The sequence below is a fragment of the Pantoea sp. JV6 genome, assembly GCF_025910055.1.
GTDB lineage: Bacteria > Pseudomonadota > Gammaproteobacteria > Enterobacterales > Enterobacteriaceae > Pantoea > Pantoea agglomerans.
This window is the reverse complement of the sequence record NZ_JAPCIM010000023.1, coordinates 18706-36356: the sequence shown is the minus strand read 5'-3', so window position 1 is coordinate 36356 and position 17651 is coordinate 18706. Positions and strand designations below refer to the sequence as shown.

The following is a 17651-nucleotide window of genomic DNA, read 5'->3' as shown; positions in this document are numbered from 1 at the left end:
GGAACATGGTCAGAAGAGGAAAGCGTCCCGCCGCCCGGATAAAAACGCCGGGAGCGTTTTTAAACAACGCAACGCGTTGGCCCGGTTACGGGCGCACCTCAGGGATAAGGTGCGTAATCGCGCGGGCCGGGCATGCCATGGATGGCGGCTTTTGCATCTTTCCGATCTGACCGTGTTCTCTTCGCAGTCTCGGTCTTACAGCAAATCGGGACAGCCTGTATTAACTACCTGAAGAGACGCGACTAAGCGCCTGTTCAGGTTGGTAGCGCTTAGTAAAGCAGACGGGCGCGAATGGTACCCGGAATCGCCTTCATCAGTTGCAGCGCGTTCTCAGCCACTTCCGGCTCTGCATCAATGTCGATCACCACATAGCCCATAAACGGCGAGGTTTGCAGATACTGGGCGGCGATGTTGATGCCCTGCTCGGCAAAAATCTGGTTGATGGCCGTCAGCACGCCAGGGCGGTTCTCATGGATATGCAGCAGACGACTGGCGCTGATACCGTGAATCGGCAGTGACACTTCGGGGAAGTTAACAGCCGAGAGAGTCGAGCCGTTATCGGAGTATTTCGCCAGTTTGCCCGCCACTTCAATGCCGATGTTCTCCTGCGCTTCTTCCGTCGAGCCGCCAATGTGCGGCGTCAGGATCACGTTGTCGAACTCACTCAGTGGAGAGATAAACGGCTCGCTGTTGGTAGCTGGCTCGCTCGGGAAGACGTCGATGGCTGCGCCACCCACATGCTTGCTGGCCAGCGCATCGCACAGCGCCGGGATATCCACCACCGTGCCGCGTGAGGCGTTAATCAGCAGCGCGCCAGGCTTCATCTGCGCCAGCTGCTCTGCACCAATCATATCCTGTGTAGAGACGGTTTCCGGCACGTGCAGGCTGACAACGTCGCTCATGTTGAGGAGATCGGCCAGATGGCGTACCTGCGTGGCATTACCCAGCGGCAGCTTGTTTTCAATGTCGTAGAAGAAAACATGCATACCCAGGCTTTCTGCCAGCACGCCCAGCTGCATTCCGATATGGCCGTAACCGATAATACCCAGTTTTTTGCCACGCGCTTCAAATGAGCCTTTGGCAATCTTATTCCAGATGCCACGGTGTGCTTTCGCATTCGCTTCCGGGATGCCACGCAGCATCAGCAGCATCTCACCAATCACCAGCTCCGCAACCGAGCGGGTATTTGAGAACGGCGCATTGAACACGGGAATACCCCGGCTGGCAGCCGCCTGCAGATCAACCTGGTTGGTACCGATACAGAAACAGCCAACGGCGACCAGCTTTTCAGCCGCCGCAAAAATCTCTTCAGTGAGCTGGGAGCGGGAACGGATACCAATAAAGTGTGCATCACGGATCGATGCTTTTAACGCGTCGGAATCCAGTGCGCCCTTATGGAATTCGATGTTGGTATAACCTGCAGCCCGCAGGTTCTCCAGCGCGCTCTGATGGACACCTTCCACCAGCAGGAACTTAATCTTATCTTTTTCCAGTGATACCTTTGCCATTTCCCGATCCTATTCAGCATTCAATGAGGACTACCATAAGCCAGCCTTCTGTCAAAATATCAAAAAAATCGCGTCGGGCAATACAAACGATTGCCCAGCCGCCAGCACGGCAGCGGCTGACGGCAGCACATTGCCGGACAAAATAAGGAGGTCGGACTGGAAGAGAGAACGAACCCACTGCCGATGACGGTTATGTGACATAAGTCACCAAATTTCACCGCAGCGAGAAAAGATGATTTGCAGGCAGAAATAACCGACGCCGCATCGACGCCGGACAGATCATTTTTTGATGGTTTTCACGCCATCAGGCCCGCCAATCAGTGCAATATCGGCACCACGCGCGGCAAAAAGGCCCACGGTCACGACGCCAGGCAAGGCGTTGATGGTTTTTTCCAGCTCAATGGGATCGAGAATGCGCAGATTATGCACATCGAGAATAATGTTGCCGTTATCGGTGACCACGTTCTGACGATACTCAGGCAAGCCGCCCATTTTCACCAGCTGACGCGCCACATAACTGCGCGCCATCGGGATCACCTCGACCGGCAGCGGGAAACGGCCCAGCACATCGACCTCTTTTGAAGCGTCAGCGATACAGATAAAGGTTTCAGCCACGGCGGCCACGATCTTTTCGCGCGTCAGCGCCGCGCCGCCGCCTTTGATCATCTGCATCTGTGGGTTGATCTCATCCGCGCCATCTACGTACACCGACAGCAGGTCAATCTCGTTCAGGTCGAACACCTGAATACCCAGGCTCTTCAGCTTCTGGGTTGAGGCATCCGAGCTGGAGACGGCACCTTCAATCTGATGCCTGACCGTGGCAAGCGCATCGATAAAGTGGGCAGCGGTGGATCCGGTGCCCACACCAACAACGGTGCCCGGCTGCACGTACTCAAGTGCAGCCCAGCCAACGGCTTTTTTCAGTTCATCCTGGGTCATGGTATGTTTAAAACCTGTGCGACAACGAAGTGCGCGTAGTATAAAACAAGGCTTGCTGAAAATGCTCGGCTGACCGACGCGGATTTATCGCTTTGGAAGCCAGCCCACAAAAAACAAGAGAGCCATCACAGGTGACACTTTTGTGGCATAGTGACATCCATCCTGAAGGAGAGAGAAGAATAATGAAACGCCCGGATTATCGAACGCTTCAGGCGCTGGATTCAGTGATCCGCGAACGCGGATTTGAGCGTGCCGCTCAAAAATTATGTATAACCCAGTCAGCGGTTTCACAGCGTATCAAGCAGCTGGAGAATCTGTTTGGTCAGCCGCTGCTGGTGCGAACCGTGCCACCACGTCCGACCGAACAGGGTCAGAAACTGCTGGCGTTGCTGCACCAGGTGGAACTGCTGGAAGAGGAGTGGCTGGGCGATGAGAACAGTGGCACCACGCCACTGCTGCTGTCGCTGGCGGTCAATGCCGACAGTCTGGCGACCTGGCTGCTGCCTGCGCTGAAAGATGTGCTGGCAGATTCCCCTGTACGCCTGAATCTGCAGGTCGAAGATGAAACCCGCACCCAGGAGCGTCTGCGTCGTGGTGAAGTGGTGGGTGCGGTGAGTATTCAGCCGCAGCCGCTGCCCAGTTGCCTGGTGGATCAGCTCGGTGCGCTCGACTACCTGTTTGTGGCGTCGCGTGACTTTGCCGATCGCTTCTTCCCCAACGGCGTCACCCGCTCTGCCCTGCTGAAAGCGCCTGCGGTGGCGTTTGACCATCTTGATGATATGCATCAGGCCTTCCTGCAACAGAACTTTGATCTCTCACCGGGCAGTGTGCCCTGCCACATCGTGAACTCCTCTGAAGCCTTTGTGCAGATGGCGCGACAGGGTTCAACCTGCTGTATGATCCCGCATCTGCAGATTGAGCGTGAGCTGGCGAGCGGTGAGTTAATAGATCTGACGCCAGGCTTGTGTCAGCGCCGGATGCTCTACTGGCATCGTTTTGCGCCGGAAAGCCGGTTAATGCGTCGGGTGACCGATGCGCTGATTGCGCATGGACATCGGGTGCTGCGTCAGGATGACGTCGCAGCCTGAAAACAAAAACGGGGCGAAAGCCCCGTTTTGACTGCTGACAAATTATGCCCCGAACGGCTGTAAGGATGGATTGGCTCAGGGAACAAGGTCAGATCGGAAAGGCGCTTAAGCCAATCCCTGGCCGCTCGGCCCGCGCCGTCCATGGCGCGGGACGCTTTCCTCCTCTGACCATGTTCCCTTCGCTTTGAATTTATTCATTGCGGTCAGATCCTGAGATTCATCGGCAGTCTTAACGGGGCATCAGCCCCGTTTTGCACTATGGCGTATTGGGCTTGATCTCAAACACCACATCAACCTGATCGTCAAAGTTGATGCTCTGCTGATCGTAGGTCTCCTGCGCCGAGGTATCTGCCGTTGCAGCCGCTTTATACATACGGTTCATCGGCATCGGCTGATAGTTAGCGACCTGATAACGAATGCTGTAGATTGATCCCAGTTTCGCGTTAAAGCCTTCAGCCAGCTGTGATGCCTGCTGCGTCGCATTTTTAATCGCTGCTTTACGCGCCTGCTCTTTGTAACTCTCCGGATTTGCCACGCCTAACTCGACGCTACGCACCTCATTCAGACCGGACTTCAGCGCCCCGTCCAGCAGATCATTCAGCTTGTCCAGCTGACGCAGGGTTACCTGCACCTGACGCACCGCACGGTAGCCTTTCAGGACGGATTTACCCTCTTTGGTGTAATCGTACTCAGGCTGGGTGCTCAGGTTTGCCGCATCAATATCTTTCTTCTCAATGCCGTTTTTCTGCAGAAAATCGAAATATTGTGCAACCCGGCTATCCGCCTGCTTTTTCGCATCTGCGGCATCTTTTGACGACACGTTCACCACGATAGAGAGTGTGGCGATATCGGGACGGGCATCGACCGTTGCCTTGCCTGAGGTCACCACGTGTGGCCCGTTCGGTAACTCATCAGCGTGTACGCCAGGCAATGCCCCGGCGCTCATGATTGCGGCCAGAGCCAATGCTTTCAGTTTCATGAAAGTCCTCCTTGAAAAGGTACTATGACGGCTTCCAACCGGCGAAGCCCAACAGCGCATCGGTATGCGCCATGCTTTGAGTGGTCATTATGGCAAAAGTTCGGCCTCCGCGCGGCAATAACCGCACCGGATCGACGTTGGGATCAAAATCCGGCAATGCCCTGGCGCGCCAGTTGCAGGGCGATAAACCACATCACCGCGCCTACCAGCAGGTTAATGATGCGCTGGGCTTTGGCGGTGCGCAGGCGTGGTGACAGCCAGGCGGCCAGCAGCGCCAGACCAAAGAACCACAGGATCGACGCACTGATGGTGCCCAGCGCAAACCACTGACGCGCGGTGGTGGTCGGCAACTGACCGCCAAGACTGCCCAGCACCACAAAGGTATCGAGATAGACGTGCGGATTGAGCCAGGTCACTGCCAGCAGCGTCGCGATAATGCGTCCCCTGCTCTGCTTTAATGGCTCACCATCCGCCAGATCGGCGTCGCCGCGAAAAGCGCTACGCAGTGCGCCCCAGCCATACCACAACAGAAAGGCTACGCCCGCCCAGGTGATCACCATCAGCAGCAGTGGAGACTGGCTCAGCAAGGCACTGCCGCCAAAGATCCCACCGCAGATCAGCAGAATATCACTCAGCGAGCAGAGGGCCGCCGTCATCAGATGATACTGACGCTTCACGCCCTGATTCATCACAAAAGCGTTCTGCGGTCCCAGCGGCAGAATCAGCGCGGCGCCCAGGGCAAGCCCCTGAAAATAGAGAGATAACACAGGATTATTTCCTCACATCGTTAGAGGAGGAGAAGTATAAAGAGAGAGGATGATTAGCGGAAATTGAAAGAATTAATCTGCGATTAGCAAAATGAATGGGCGACAGACGCCGCCCACTGAAAAATTACTGTGGCTGAACCTGGGTTGCTTCTGCTTCAGGCGTCGGCATCTGATGCAGATGCACATCCATCTGCGGATAAGGAATACCAATCCCTTTTCCATCCAGCGCACGCTTAAAGTTCTTCAGCAGATCCCAGTAAACGTCCTGCAGGTCGCCGCTGTTGCTCCAGCAACGCACCACAAAGTTCATTGAGGAGGCTGCCAGTTCGTTAAGACCGATCTGGATACCTTTATCTTTCAGCACGCGGCTATCCGCTTCTACAACCTGTTGCAGTAAGGCGATCACTTCATCCACATCCGCCTCGTAAGCCACGCCAATGATAAATTCATTACGGCGAACCGGTTCACGCGAGAAGTTGACGATGTTCCCGCTGATGATCTTGCCGTTTGGCACCACCACGATTTTGCCGTCTGCCGTTCTCAGCGTGGTGGAGAAAATCTGCACATGCAGCACGGTTCCCATAACGCCGCCCAGATCGACGAACTCGCCGGTGCGAAACGGACGGAAGGTGACCAGCAGAACGCCTGCAGCAAGGTTAGAGAGTGATCCCTGCAGTGCCAGACCCACGGCCAGACCCGCAGCACCCAGCACGGCAATCACCGAGGCGGTCTGCACACCGATGCGTCCCAGCGCTGCGATAACGGTGAAGGCGATAACCCCATAGCGCACCAATGCGGAGAGGAAGTCCGCCACGGTAGCGTCTATGTGACGGGCGCGCAGCAGGCGATTTACGGCATTAGAAATGATACGGGCGATAATCATCCCGATAATAATGATGGCAATAGCTGCAACGATATTTACGGCATAGCTGATGATCAGCGCCTGATTGCGAACCAGCCAGTTACCTGCGTTGTTTAAGCCGTCGACGACGTGTAACTCTTCCATTAATAAGCCCTGTTGTTAGATTCCCACCGGGAATGAAAAAACTGCCAGATGACATCCGACACCCTGCCATAAAGGGTAATCAATTATCTCCTTAAGCGCCAAACCGACCGGCGTTTAACCCTGTTTTTCCAGAAATTGTGCATAAAAAAAGGCCCTTTCGGGCCTTTTTTGTACGGTAACGACTCGTCAGTTACAGCACGTCGACAGCGTTAAGCTCTTTGAAAGCCTGCTCCAGACGCACCACCATAGAGGCCTGGGCTGAACGCAGCCAGACGCGTGGGTCGTAGTATTTTTTGTTTGGCTTGTCAGCGCCTTCCGGGTTACCCAGCTGCGACTGCAGATAGCCTTCGTTCTTTTTGTAGTACTGCAGGATGCCGTCCCAGGTTGCCCATTGGGTATCGGTATCGATGTTCATCTTGATCACGCCGTAGCTGATAGACTCTTCGATTTCTGCAGCAGAAGAACCTGAACCGCCGTGGAAAACGAAGTCCAGCGCGTTGTGCGGCAGGCCATGTTTTTCACACACATATTTCTGCGAATCGCGCAGAATGGTCGGAGTCAGTTTCACGTTACCTGGCTTGTAAACGCCGTGAACGTTACCGAATGATGCCGCAATGGTGAAGCGCGGGCTGATAGCATTCAGTTTTTCGTACGCGTAGTTCACATCTTCTGGCTGGGTGTAGAGTGCAGATGCGTCCATATGGCTGTTATCAACGCCATCTTCTTCACCACCGGTGCAGCCCAGTTCGATTTCCAGCGTCATGTCGAGTTTCGCCATGCGCGCCAGATATTTGCTGCTGATCTCGATGTTCTCTTCCAGTGACTCTTCTGACAGGTCGATCATGTGAGAAGAGAAAAGAGGCTTACCGTTTTTCTGGAAGTACTCTTCACCTGCGTCCAGCAGACCATCGATCCATGGCAGCAGTTTCTTGGCACAGTGGTCAGTGTGCAGGATAACCGGCACGCCATACTGCTCAGCCATCAGGTGGACATGGTGCGCACCCGCGATAGCGCCGAAAATTGCCGCGCCCTGTGGTTTGTCAGTTTTGAAGCCTTTACCCGCGATAAATGCAGCACCGCCGTTAGAGAACTGGATGATGATTGGCGCTTTAACTTTCGCCGCTGCTTCCAGTGCCGCATTGATAGAGTCAGTGCCGACGCAGTTTACGGCTGGCAGTGCGAATTTGTTCTCTTTCGCAACTTTGAAGATCTTCTGTACGTCATCACCAGTGACAACGCCGGGTTTTACGAAATCAAAAATTTTAGACATGATTGTGTCCTGTTTCGTGACCGTTGTTCCCCTTGAGGAACGTCGATTTAAACGCCCAGACGGGCAAGACTTCAGGCGATGCCGCCAGGCATCGCCCCCAAAGGATTACTGCTTCGCACGCTCTTCCAGCATGGCAACTGCAGGCAGTTTTTTGCCTTCCACGAACTCAAGGAACGCGCCACCGCCGGTAGAGATGTAGGAAATTTTGTCTTCGATGCCGAACAGGTCGATAGCCGCTAAGGTATCGCCGCCGCCTGCAACAGAGAAGGCATCGCTGTCTGCAATGGCGTTAGCCACGATCTCGGTGCCTTTACGGAAATTAGGGAACTCAAACACGCCCACCGGGCCGTTCCACAGGATGGTTTTAGCACCCTTCAGGATGGCAGCCATCGCCTGTGCGGTTTCATCACCAAAGTCCATAATCTCTTCGTTATCCGCAACTTCCGAAACCTTTTTCACGGTAGCGGTCGCAGTTTCAGAGAATTCTGTGCCGACACGTGAATCAGTTGGAACCGGAATACCGTGCTGATCGCGCAGGCCTTTAGCCGCTTCAACGAAGTCTGGCTCATACAGAGATTTGCCGACGTTATTGTCGATAGCGACGAAGGTGTTGGCAATGCCGCCGCCCACAATCACGGTGTCCGCGATTTTGACCAGAGATTGCAGCACGTCAAATTTGGTAGAGACTTTAGAGCCCCCTACCACAGCCACCAGCGGACGCTCCGGGTTGCTCATGACTTTACCCAGCGCTTCCAGTTCTGCAGAGAGCAGCGGGCCGGCACAGGCGATAGGGGCAAATTTGCCGACGCCGTGGGTAGAAGCCTGTGCGCGGTGCGCGGTACCAAAGGCGTCCATCACAAAGACGTCGCACAGAGCAGCATATTTTTTAGACAGTGCTTCGTCATCTTTCTTTTCGCCTTTGTTAAAGCGAACGTTTTCCAGCACAACCAGTTCGCCAGCGCCGACTTCAACGCCATCGAGGTAATCTTTTGCCAGGGTCACGGTGGTGCCGCTAAGCTTGTCTTTCAGGTAGTTAACTACCGGCAGCAGCGAGAACTCTTCATTGTATTCACCTTCGGTCGGACGACCCAGGTGAGAGGTAACCATTACTTTCGCGCCCTGTTTCAACGCCGCTTCAATGGTTGGCAGAGAAGCACGGATACGTGCATCAGACGTCACTTTACCTTCTTTAACCGGTACGTTCAGATCGGCACGGATCAGAACGCGTTTACCAGCCAGATCCAGATCGGTCATCTTAATTACAGACATGGTGAATCCTCTCGTTGATTCTCATAAGTTTTGCCAGACGCATACCGCGTCTTACCTGAAACCGCTTGCGGCCATCGCTAACGTCGTGTCGAGCATTCGGTTAGCAAAGCCCCATTCGTTGTCACACCAGACCAGGGTCTTGATAAGGTGTTGACCGCTGACCCGCGTTTGTGTTCCGTCCACAATGGCACTGTGCGGATCATGGTTAAAATCTACTGAGACTAACGGTAATTCCGTATAGTCAACTATACCACGAAATGTCCCTTCTGCCGCGCTTCGCAACAGGGTGTTAACTTCACACGCCGTCACCGCCTGATGCACAGAAACGCTGAGATCAATGGCCGTCACGTTAATCGTCGGGACGCGAACGGCTATCGCCTCGAAGCGATCGTTGAATTTCGGAAAAATACGGGTAATGCCAGCCGCCAGGCGAGTGTCCACCGGGATGATCGACTGACTGGCTGCACGCGTACGGCGCAGATCGCTGTGATAGGCGTCGATCACCTGCTGATCGTGCATCGCCGAGTGGATCGTGGTGACGGTGCCGGATTCGATACCAAACGCATCATCCAGCAGTTTGATCACCGGGATAATGCAGTTAGTGGTACAGGAAGCGTTGGAGACGATGCGGTCACTGGCGGTGAGTAACTGCTGGTTAACGCCATACACCACTGTGGCGTCGAGATCGTTTCCGCCGGGATGAGAGAAGAGCACTTTTTTGGCGCCAGCCTGAAGATGCGCTTCGCCATCAGCGCGTGAGCCATAGACGCCGGTGCAGTCCAGCACCACATCCACGTCGAGTTCACGCCACGGCAGATCGGCAATGGCTGCACGGTGCAAAATGCGCAGGGTATCGCCACCCACCCACATTACATCGCGCTCCTGGCGGACATCGAAAGCAAAACGGCCATGGCTGGTATCGTATTTCAGCAGATGCGCCATACCGGTGGCTTCTGCCAGCTCGTTAATCGCGACCACGGTGATCTCTGCACGTCGGCCCGTTTCATACAGCGCGCGCAGGACGTTGCGTCCAATCCGGCCAAAACCATTTATCGCTATCCGTACCGTCATTTCTCTCCTGCCACGTCAGACTGAAAAAAACGTGCCGTTAGCCTGAGCGTTTCACTGCATTTTGTACAGGAGATTCTTACCCGGCATTGTCCGAAACCAGGGCGATTTGCCTGGCGACTGAAACGGTTCAGCTACAATAATAGAAGGAAGGAATAACAGGAATGATTGTGATCAATCTGACTGCTTAAATTTGGATCTGCGTCACAAATTAAGGCAAAAGGCGGTTATTACTGCAGGAATAAAAAAATAAAAGGGACGAAAATCTCGTCCCTCTGTTTTTACAGCCGGGCGGAAACAGGCCCGCCTGACCGGTTTTACGCCAGCAGCGCTTTCGCTTTCGCGACGACGTTGTCGACGGTAAAGCCAAACAGTTCGAACAGCTGATCGGCAGGTGCAGATTCGCCGAAGCTGGTCATGCCCACGATAGCGCCGTTCAGGCCGGTGTATTTGAACCAGTAATCAGCGATACCCGCTTCGATTGCGACGCGTGCGCTAACCGCTTTTGGCAGCACGGATTCACGGTACTCATCACTCTGCTTGTCGAAGGCATCCGTTGATGGCATAGAGACCACGCGCACTTTGCGGCCTTCGCTGGTGAGTTTGTCCCAGGCACCGACAGCCAGCTCAACTTCGGAACCGGTGGCGATCAGGATCAGCTCAGGCGTGCCATCGCAATCTTTCAGCACGTAACCGCCGCGCGCTACGTTAGCCAGCTGTGCCGTGTCACGCTCCTGCTGCGCCAGGTTCTGACGGGAGAAGATCAGCGCAGTCGGGCCATCTTTACGCTCAATGGCATATTTCCACGCCACCGCGGATTCAACCTGGTCACATGGACGCCACAGGCTCATGTTTGGCGTGGTGCGCAGGCTCGCCATCTGTTCAACCGGCTGGTGCGTCGGGCCATCTTCGCCCAGACCGATAGAGTCGTGGGTGTAGACCATGATCTGACGGATCTTCATCAGTGCCGCCATACGCGCTGCGTTACGCGCATATTCAACGAACATCAGGAAGGTCGCGGTGTAAGGCAGGAAGCCGCCGTGCAGCGCCAGGCCATTGGCGATTGCGGTCATACCGAACTCACGCACGCCGTAGTGGATGTAGTTACCCGCAGCATCTTCGTTGATCGGCTTAGAGCCAGACCAGATTGTCAGGTTGCTGGGTGCCAGATCTGCTGAGCCGCCCAGGTATTCCGGCAGAATTTTACCGAAAGCTTCGATAGCATTCTGTGAGGCTTTACGGCTGGCGATCTTCGCCGGGTTCGCCTGCAGCTGCTCAACGAACTTCTGCGACTCTTCCTGCCAGTTAGCTGGCAGTTCGTTGCTGACGCGGCGTTTAAACTCGGCAGCAAGTTCAGGATGAGCCTGTGCGTAAGCGGCGAATTTCTCATTCCATGCAGACTCTTTCGCCTGGCCCGCTTCTTTCGCGTCCCACTCAGCGTAGATATCAGAAGGAATAACGAACGGCGCGTGGTTCCAGCCCAGCTGCTTGCGGGTCAGTGCCACTTCATCATCACCCAGCGGTGCGCCGTGTGAATCATGGGTACCGGCTTTGTTCGGTGAACCAAAACCGATAACGGTTTTGCACATCAGCAGTGAAGGCTTGTCGCTGACGCTTTTCGCTTCTTCGATCGCTTTCGCAATCGCATCCGCATCGTGACCATCGACGCCGCGCACCACGTGCCAGCCATAAGCTTCAAAGCGCTTAGCGGTGTCGTCGGTGAACCAGCCATCAATGTGACCGTCGATAGAGATACCGTTGTCATCATAAAACGCCACCAGTTTGCCCAGCTTCAGCGTACCGGCCAGTGAGCAGACTTCGTGCGAGATACCTTCCATCATGCAGCCATCACCCATGAAGACATAGGTGTTGTGGTCTACGATGTCATGACCCGGACGGTTGAACTGTGCTGCCAGCGTGCGCTCAGCAATGGCAAAACCTACTGCGTTAGCGATGCCCTGCCCCAGCGGACCGGTAGTGGTTTCAACGCCCACGGTGTAGCCATATTCCGGGTGACCTGGAGTTTTTGAGTGCAGCTGACGGAAGTTTTCCAGTTCGCTCAGGGGCAGATCGTAGCCGGTCAGGTGCAACAGGCTATAGATCAGCATTGAGCCGTGACCGTTAGAGAGCACGAAACGGTCGCGGTCAGCCCACAGCGGGTTGGTTGGGTTGTGGTTCAGGTAGCCGCGCCAGAGTACTTCAGCGATGTCCGCCATGCCCATTGGGGCACCCGGATGTCCCGATTTCGCTTTCTGTACTGCATCCATACTTAACGCACGAATGGCGTTGGCAAGCTCTTTACGAGAGGGCATTTTCTACTCCAGGTCGGATTAATGCTTCGCACCTTAACTTATTGTTATTAATGAGTTACCGGGCAAAACAAGGAAAAAGTTGCCCATCAATGTACATGAGAAACGGGGCAAAAGTACATGCTGTAAAACGCTAAATGCAGCCGCTTCGTATGGCTTTTCCAGCCATATCTGCTAGCAAAGTGCAGACTGGCACGCTATAACCAAATCGTTTATTCACCTGTCTGAGTTTCAGGTGTTTGTTTTTCTTACCTTGTTATGAATGGGATACAGCATGAAAATCAAAAAAATGGTGTTAGCGCTTGGACTGACGACGCTGCTGAGTGGCTGTCAGGGTTTAGACAATAATGCGCTGATGCAGTCGGGCGCGCAGGCGTATCAGGCTTATACCCTCAGCGACGATCAGGTAAAGCAGCTGAGCGATAAATCCTGTGAGCAGATGGACAAAGATAATCAGATTGCGCCTGCTAACAGTGATTATCAGCAGCGTCTGAACAAGATCGCGGCGGCGCTGGGCGATAACATCAACGGCGTACCGGCTAACTACAAGGTTTATCAGACCAAAGATGTCAACGCCTGGGCGATGGCAAATGGCTGTATTCGTGTTTACAGCGGTCTGATGGATATGATGACTGACAATGAAGTGGAAGGCGTACTGGGTCATGAGATGGGCCACGTCGCGTTAGGTCATACGCGCAAGGCAATGCAGCTGGCATATGCCACAACCGCGGCCCGCACCGCAGCCGCCTCGGTTGGCGGCGTGATTGGTTCACTGTCGCAGTCGCAGCTGGGTGAAATGGGTGAAAAACTGGTGAATGCGCAGTTCTCCCAGACGCAGGAATCACAGGCGGATGACTATTCCTACGACCTGATGAAGAAGCGCAATATCGATCCAATGGGCCTGGCCACCAGCTTTGAAAAGCTGGCGAAGATGGAACAGGGACGTCAGAGTTCGATGTTTGACTCGCATCCCGCCTCTGAAGCGCGCGCAGCGCATATTCGTGAGCGAATTGCTGCCGACGGCAAGTAATTCCGCCGCTGAGCGCGCATGCATCCGGCATGCGCGCTTAGCCGTGCGAAGTCCGCTAGCGCTTAAATATCTGATCCACCATCGAGCCCAGATCCAGCTTATTGTCATGCAGCGCCTGTTCATCCATGTGTCCCTGCGGCGACATTTTATCAATCAGCTGCGGCAATAGCGCAGCCAGCGTACCCGATGCCCCTTTCACATCGGTGCCGAGTTTGTCGGCCAGTGACTGCAGTTCATCCTGACCAAAAGCAGACTGAATCTCACTGTGGCCAACCGGATGGTTATCGCCGGTGCCGATCCAGGAACCAAACACCTCACCCAGCCCGCCCTGCTGGAATTTTTGCAGCAGCACTTCAATACCGCCCTGCTCCTGCACCCAATGCCAGACAGCCTGTAACTGTCCCGGCGGATGCCCTTCACTCTGGTTGCCATCCAGTGCGCCAGCCAGTTCATCAAGAAAGCCCATGATTATCTCCACTACGCCATTTTTACGCTGTAAGTTTAGTTGCAGATAGGGGTTCGCGCCTGACGGTTACCCGTCGGGGTCAGAAGGGAATCGATCGGATCATGGCAAAGAGAGGAAGATCACAGCAGCGGCGTCTGCCCGATGGACAGGACGCCGCGTTCAGCGCCTGCCGGACTGAAGCCGACAGGCAGCAGGCATCAGCCTTTGTTTACAGCCTGAACATGCAGCATATCCAGCGCCAGCGTAGCCGCTGCCAGTGCCGTCAGATCAGCATGATCGTAACCCGGTGCGACTTCCACCAGATCCATGCCGACAATGTTCATGCCCTGCAGGCCACGGATCAGCTTGGTCGCTTTATCGGTGGTCAGCCCGCCAATCACCGGCGTGCCGGTGCCAGGCGCATGCGCCGGATCCAGACAGTCAATATCGAAGGTCAGATAGACCGGCAGATCGCCGACGGTGCGTTTTACTTCGGCGAGAATATCGTCAACGCTGCGGTCATTGACCTGCGCCGCATCCAGCACGTTGAAGCCCAGGCTCTTGTCGAATTCGGTACGGATACCAATCTGCACTGAGTGCTGCGGATCGATCAGACCCTCTTTCGGCGCGGTAAAGAACATGGTGCCGTGGTCAAAGGTCGGGCCGTTGGAGTAGGTGTCGGTATGCGCATCAAAGTGCACCAGCGCCATCTTGCCGAAGTGTTTTGCATGGGCGCGTAGCAGCGGCAGTGTGACATAGTGGTCGCCGCCAAAGGTCATCATGCGCTTGCCATTGGCCAGCAGTTTTTCAGCATGGGCCTGCAATTTGTCGGAGAGATCCTGCGAATCACCGAAGGCGTAAACCAGATCGCCGCAATCGACGACGTTCAGACGCTGACGCAGGTCGAAATCCCACGGCCAGCGGCAGCCTTCCCAGGCCAGATTGGTGGAGATCTGGCGAATCGCACCCGGACCCAGGCGGCTGCCCGGACGACCCGAGGTCGCGGCATCAAACGGCACGCCGGTGATAACCCACTCGGCGTCGCTGTCGTAAGGCTGAAAATTCAGCGGAAAACGCATGAAACCAAAGGCGTTAGAAACCAGGGAGTTGTCGTACTGATTGCCAAGCGTGTTATACATAATTGCTCTCTCTATGTGCGTAAGTCGGGCCAGCCCGCAAACCATTAAGGTTGAGATGAAAAAAATCCCCTCCGCGTCGTTAGGCCCGACGAGGAAGGGATTGAGTGAGTCAGATTATCGACATAGTTAACGGCAACTGCAATATGCGATTACCGGTCGCCATAATCGATTATTCATCTTCTAAATAGGTATAGCCGTAGAGGCCGCTCTCGAACTCTTCCAGGAACTGCGCGCGCAGCTCTTCGTCGAGATCGGATGCCTGAACCTGATTGCGGAACAGCGCCATCAGCTCGTTGGGATCAAGCTGCACGTAACGCAGCATGTCCGCCACGGTGTCGCCTTCATCGGAGAGCTGCACTTCCACATCGCCATTTTCGCGTGCGTAGACATCCACCGCTTCGGTGTCACCAAACAGGTTATGCATGTTGCCCAGAATTTCCTGATAAGCGCCCACCATAAAGAAGCCCAGCATGGGTGGGTTATCAAGGTCATATTCCGGCATCGGCATGGTCGTCGCGATACCGTCGCCATCCACGTAGTGATCGATGGTGCCATCGGAGTCACAGGTGATGTCGAGCAGCACGGCACGGCGCTCCGGCTTCTTGTTCAGGCCTTCCAGCGGCAGTACCGGGAACAGCTGATCGATACCCCACGCATCCGGCATTGACTGGAACAGCGAGAAGTTAACGTAGATCTTATCCGCCATCCGCTCCTGCAGTTCGTCGATGATTGGACGGTGTGCACGGTTGCTCGGATCGAGATGCTGCTGAATATAGTGGCAGATGCTCAGATAGAGCTGCTCAGCCCATGAACGCTGCTTGAGATCGTAGGTGCCTGACGAGTAGCCGGTATGGATATCAAACAGATCCATCTGGCTGTCATGCAGCCATTCACGAAGCGAGCGGCGGGTACTTGGCTCGTGCATCTCCTGCCAGGTTTCCCACATGCTGAGGATCGGGCGCGGCGCATCCGCATCCGGCGTTTCAGGTTCGCTGAACTCGTTGCGCTCCACCCCAATGATGTTGGAGACCAGTACCGTGTGGTGCGCGGTTACCGCACGGCCCGACTCGGTGATCACCGTCGGATGCTCCAGACCGTGCTCATCACAGGCAGCACCAATCGCCCAGATTACGTTGTTGGCGTACTCATTCAGGCCGTAGTTGACCGAGCAGTCAGACTGCGAGCGCGTTCCTTCGTAATCGACGCCCAGACCGCCGCCGACGTCGAAACATTTGATGTTGACGCCCAGCTTGGCCAGTTCGACATAGAAGCGCGCCGACTCACGCACGCCGGTAGCGATGTCGCGGATGTTGGACATCTGCGAGCCCAGATGGAAATGCAGCAGCTGCAGGCTGTCGATGCGACCTGCTTCGCGCATGATCTCAACCAGTTTCAGCACCTGGGTGGCTGACAGGCCAAACTTCGACTTTTCGCCGCCGCTCGACTGCCATTTACCGGAGCCCTGCGAAGCCAGACGTGCACGGATACCAAGACGCGGCACCACATTCAGACGCTCTGCTTCTTCCAGCACCAGCCGCACTTCGGTCATCTTCTCCAGCACCAGATAGACCTTATGGCCCATCTTCTCACCGATCAGCGCCAGACGAATATATTCGCGATCTTTATAGCCGTTACAGACGATCACCGAACGGGTCTGACCGGCGTGCGCCAGCACCGCCATCAGCTCGGCTTTTGAGCCCGCTTCCAGTCCCAGCGGTTCGCCGGAGTGGATCAGTGACTCAATCACGCGTTTGTGCTGGTTAACTTTAATCGGGTAAACCAGGAAGTAGTCGCCTTTGTAACCGTAGGATTCACGCGCACGTTTAAAGGCGGCGTTAATGGAACGCAGACGGTGTTGCAGGATCTGCGGGAAGCAGAATAAAGCGGGCAGACGCTGGCCCTGCGCTTCGCGCTCTTTGACCAGACGGGCTAAATCGACGCGCACATCAGGACGATCCGGATCGGGACAGACACTGATGTGGCCCAGTTCGTTAACGTCGTAATAGTTGTTGCCCCACCAGGCGATGTTGTACGTACGCAACATTTTGCTCGCATCCTGATCGTTCATTGCAACCTCCTGCATGGAGCGGAGTGTACCCTGTTCGCCAGCTGACGAACCTTTGATATTCTTCATGTCGTCAGACATCGCGAACCTCAATTTTCCGTTGAAAGATGAAACTGTTAACCGGCTTTATGGCCGCTAATCTGAAAACCTGTTGCCACATTAAACGCAATGTCCTGTTCACCTGACGTTGCCGTCAGCGCGATTCACGCATGAGAGTTAAGTGTAAAACACCCGGGCCATCTCCGTTTAAACAGAGAACATTTAACTGATCTGTATTGACCATGGATAACCTGCGTCGTTCCGCTGCGCGAACGCAGAGAAGAGACAAAACCGATCGAGCAGAGATAAAGATTAGCCTGCGCCTGTGTCGGTAAAATTACCGCATCGGACATCGCGTCGGCAGGAAAGAGAAACAGATGGGAGGCAGGAGAGAGCCAGCGCAGCGCCGCAGCGCAGAGAACCGGAAGAAGAAAAAGCGTGGTTCATTACTTGTATCACCTCCGCATATGCCAGGGGCACATGGAAAACAACCTGGGTGAAAGCCAGACCAGAGTCTGACAGGCGCGACGCAAACAGTGGCGTCATCCTTGCTGCTGCTATCAAAGCAGCGGCGTTTTATACAGTTTACAGCCGTAAAATGCAAAAATATTATCGGGGAATTGCGTGTAGCGTCAGCAAATTATGCCGATAACAGAGACAGGTTAAATGCTGAAACAGAAAAAGGGCTGGTAATTGGTTTACCCTCTATCCTAAAATAGCCGTCCAGATG

14 protein-coding genes are annotated in these 17651 nt (G+C 54.8%); 2 read left to right on the top strand and 12 right to left on the bottom strand.

Annotated features, from left to right (window positions below):
- Positions 1–269: 269 nt before the first annotated feature.
- The gene (gene serA / locus OK412_RS21250) at positions 270–1508 is read right to left on the bottom strand and encodes a phosphoglycerate dehydrogenase (protein ID WP_010248817.1); all 1239 of its coding nucleotides are present in this window, start codon (positions 1506–1508) and stop codon (positions 270–272) included.
- 279 nt (positions 1509–1787) lie between these two features.
- Positions 1788–2447 (bottom strand): ribose-5-phosphate isomerase RpiA, encoded by a 660-nt coding sequence (gene rpiA / locus OK412_RS21245; RefSeq protein ID WP_010248819.1) that lies wholly within the window; start codon positions 2445–2447, stop codon positions 1788–1790.
- Between the two features lie 182 nt (positions 2448–2629).
- Between rpiA and OK412_RS21240 the strand changes: the two genes are divergently transcribed.
- The gene (locus tag OK412_RS21240) at positions 2630–3535 is read left to right on the top strand and encodes a LysR family transcriptional regulator ArgP (protein WP_010248822.1); all 906 of its coding nucleotides are present in this window, start codon (positions 2630–2632) and stop codon (positions 3533–3535) included.
- A 256-nt stretch (positions 3536–3791) separates the two neighbouring features.
- Here the strand turns inward: OK412_RS21240 and OK412_RS21235 are convergent, their stop codons facing one another.
- From OK412_RS21235 to tkt, 7 genes are all read right to left on the bottom strand, one after another.
- Positions 3792–4514 carry an oxidative stress defense protein gene (locus OK412_RS21235; protein ID WP_264353522.1) on the bottom strand — a complete coding sequence of 241 codons (723 nt, stop codon included), beginning with the start codon at positions 4512–4514 and terminating at the stop codon, positions 3792–3794.
- A gap of 143 nt (positions 4515–4657) precedes the next feature.
- A complete protein-coding gene (argO, locus tag OK412_RS21230; RefSeq protein WP_010671062.1) occupies positions 4658–5281 on the bottom strand; it encodes an arginine exporter ArgO in 624 nt (207 codons plus the stop codon).
- A 124-nt stretch (positions 5282–5405) separates the two neighbouring features.
- A complete protein-coding gene (gene mscS, locus OK412_RS21225; protein WP_132499415.1) occupies positions 5406–6287 on the bottom strand; it encodes a small-conductance mechanosensitive channel MscS in 882 nt (293 codons plus the stop codon).
- A 190-nt stretch (positions 6288–6477) separates the two neighbouring features.
- Complete coding sequence (gene fbaA, locus OK412_RS21220) at positions 6478–7557, bottom strand: class II fructose-bisphosphate aldolase (protein ID WP_010248835.1); 1080 nt, start codon at positions 7555–7557, stop codon at positions 6478–6480.
- A gap of 105 nt (positions 7558–7662) precedes the next feature.
- Entirely contained in the window at positions 7663–8826 is a 1164-nt protein-coding gene (gene pgk, locus OK412_RS21215; RefSeq protein ID WP_264353521.1) for a phosphoglycerate kinase, read from the bottom strand.
- Positions 8827–8877: 51 nt separating this feature from the next.
- Positions 8878–9897 (bottom strand): erythrose-4-phosphate dehydrogenase, encoded by a 1020-nt coding sequence (epd, locus tag OK412_RS21210; protein WP_033758731.1) that lies wholly within the window; start codon positions 9895–9897, stop codon positions 8878–8880.
- A 314-nt stretch (positions 9898–10211) separates the two neighbouring features.
- Positions 10212–12206, bottom strand: coding sequence for a transketolase (gene tkt / locus OK412_RS21205; RefSeq protein ID WP_050680498.1), 1995 nt, complete (start codon positions 12204–12206; stop codon positions 10212–10214).
- A 271-nt stretch (positions 12207–12477) separates the two neighbouring features.
- Between tkt and OK412_RS21200 the strand changes: the two genes are divergently transcribed.
- Positions 12478–13233 (top strand): M48 family metallopeptidase, encoded by a 756-nt coding sequence (locus tag OK412_RS21200; protein WP_010671064.1) that lies wholly within the window; start codon positions 12478–12480, stop codon positions 13231–13233.
- 55 nt (positions 13234–13288) lie between these two features.
- Here the strand turns inward: OK412_RS21200 and OK412_RS21195 are convergent, their stop codons facing one another.
- From OK412_RS21195 to speA, 3 genes are all read right to left on the bottom strand, one after another.
- A complete protein-coding gene (locus OK412_RS21195) occupies positions 13289–13699 on the bottom strand; it encodes a YidB family protein (protein WP_010248845.1) in 411 nt (136 codons plus the stop codon).
- Between the two features lie 197 nt (positions 13700–13896).
- Positions 13897–14817, bottom strand: coding sequence for an agmatinase (gene speB, locus OK412_RS21190; protein WP_010248847.1), 921 nt, complete (start codon positions 14815–14817; stop codon positions 13897–13899).
- Positions 14818–14986: 169 nt separating this feature from the next.
- A complete protein-coding gene (gene speA / locus OK412_RS21185) occupies positions 14987–16963 on the bottom strand; it encodes a biosynthetic arginine decarboxylase (protein ID WP_010248849.1) in 1977 nt (658 codons plus the stop codon).
- Between the last annotated feature and the right edge of the window lie 688 nt (positions 16964–17651).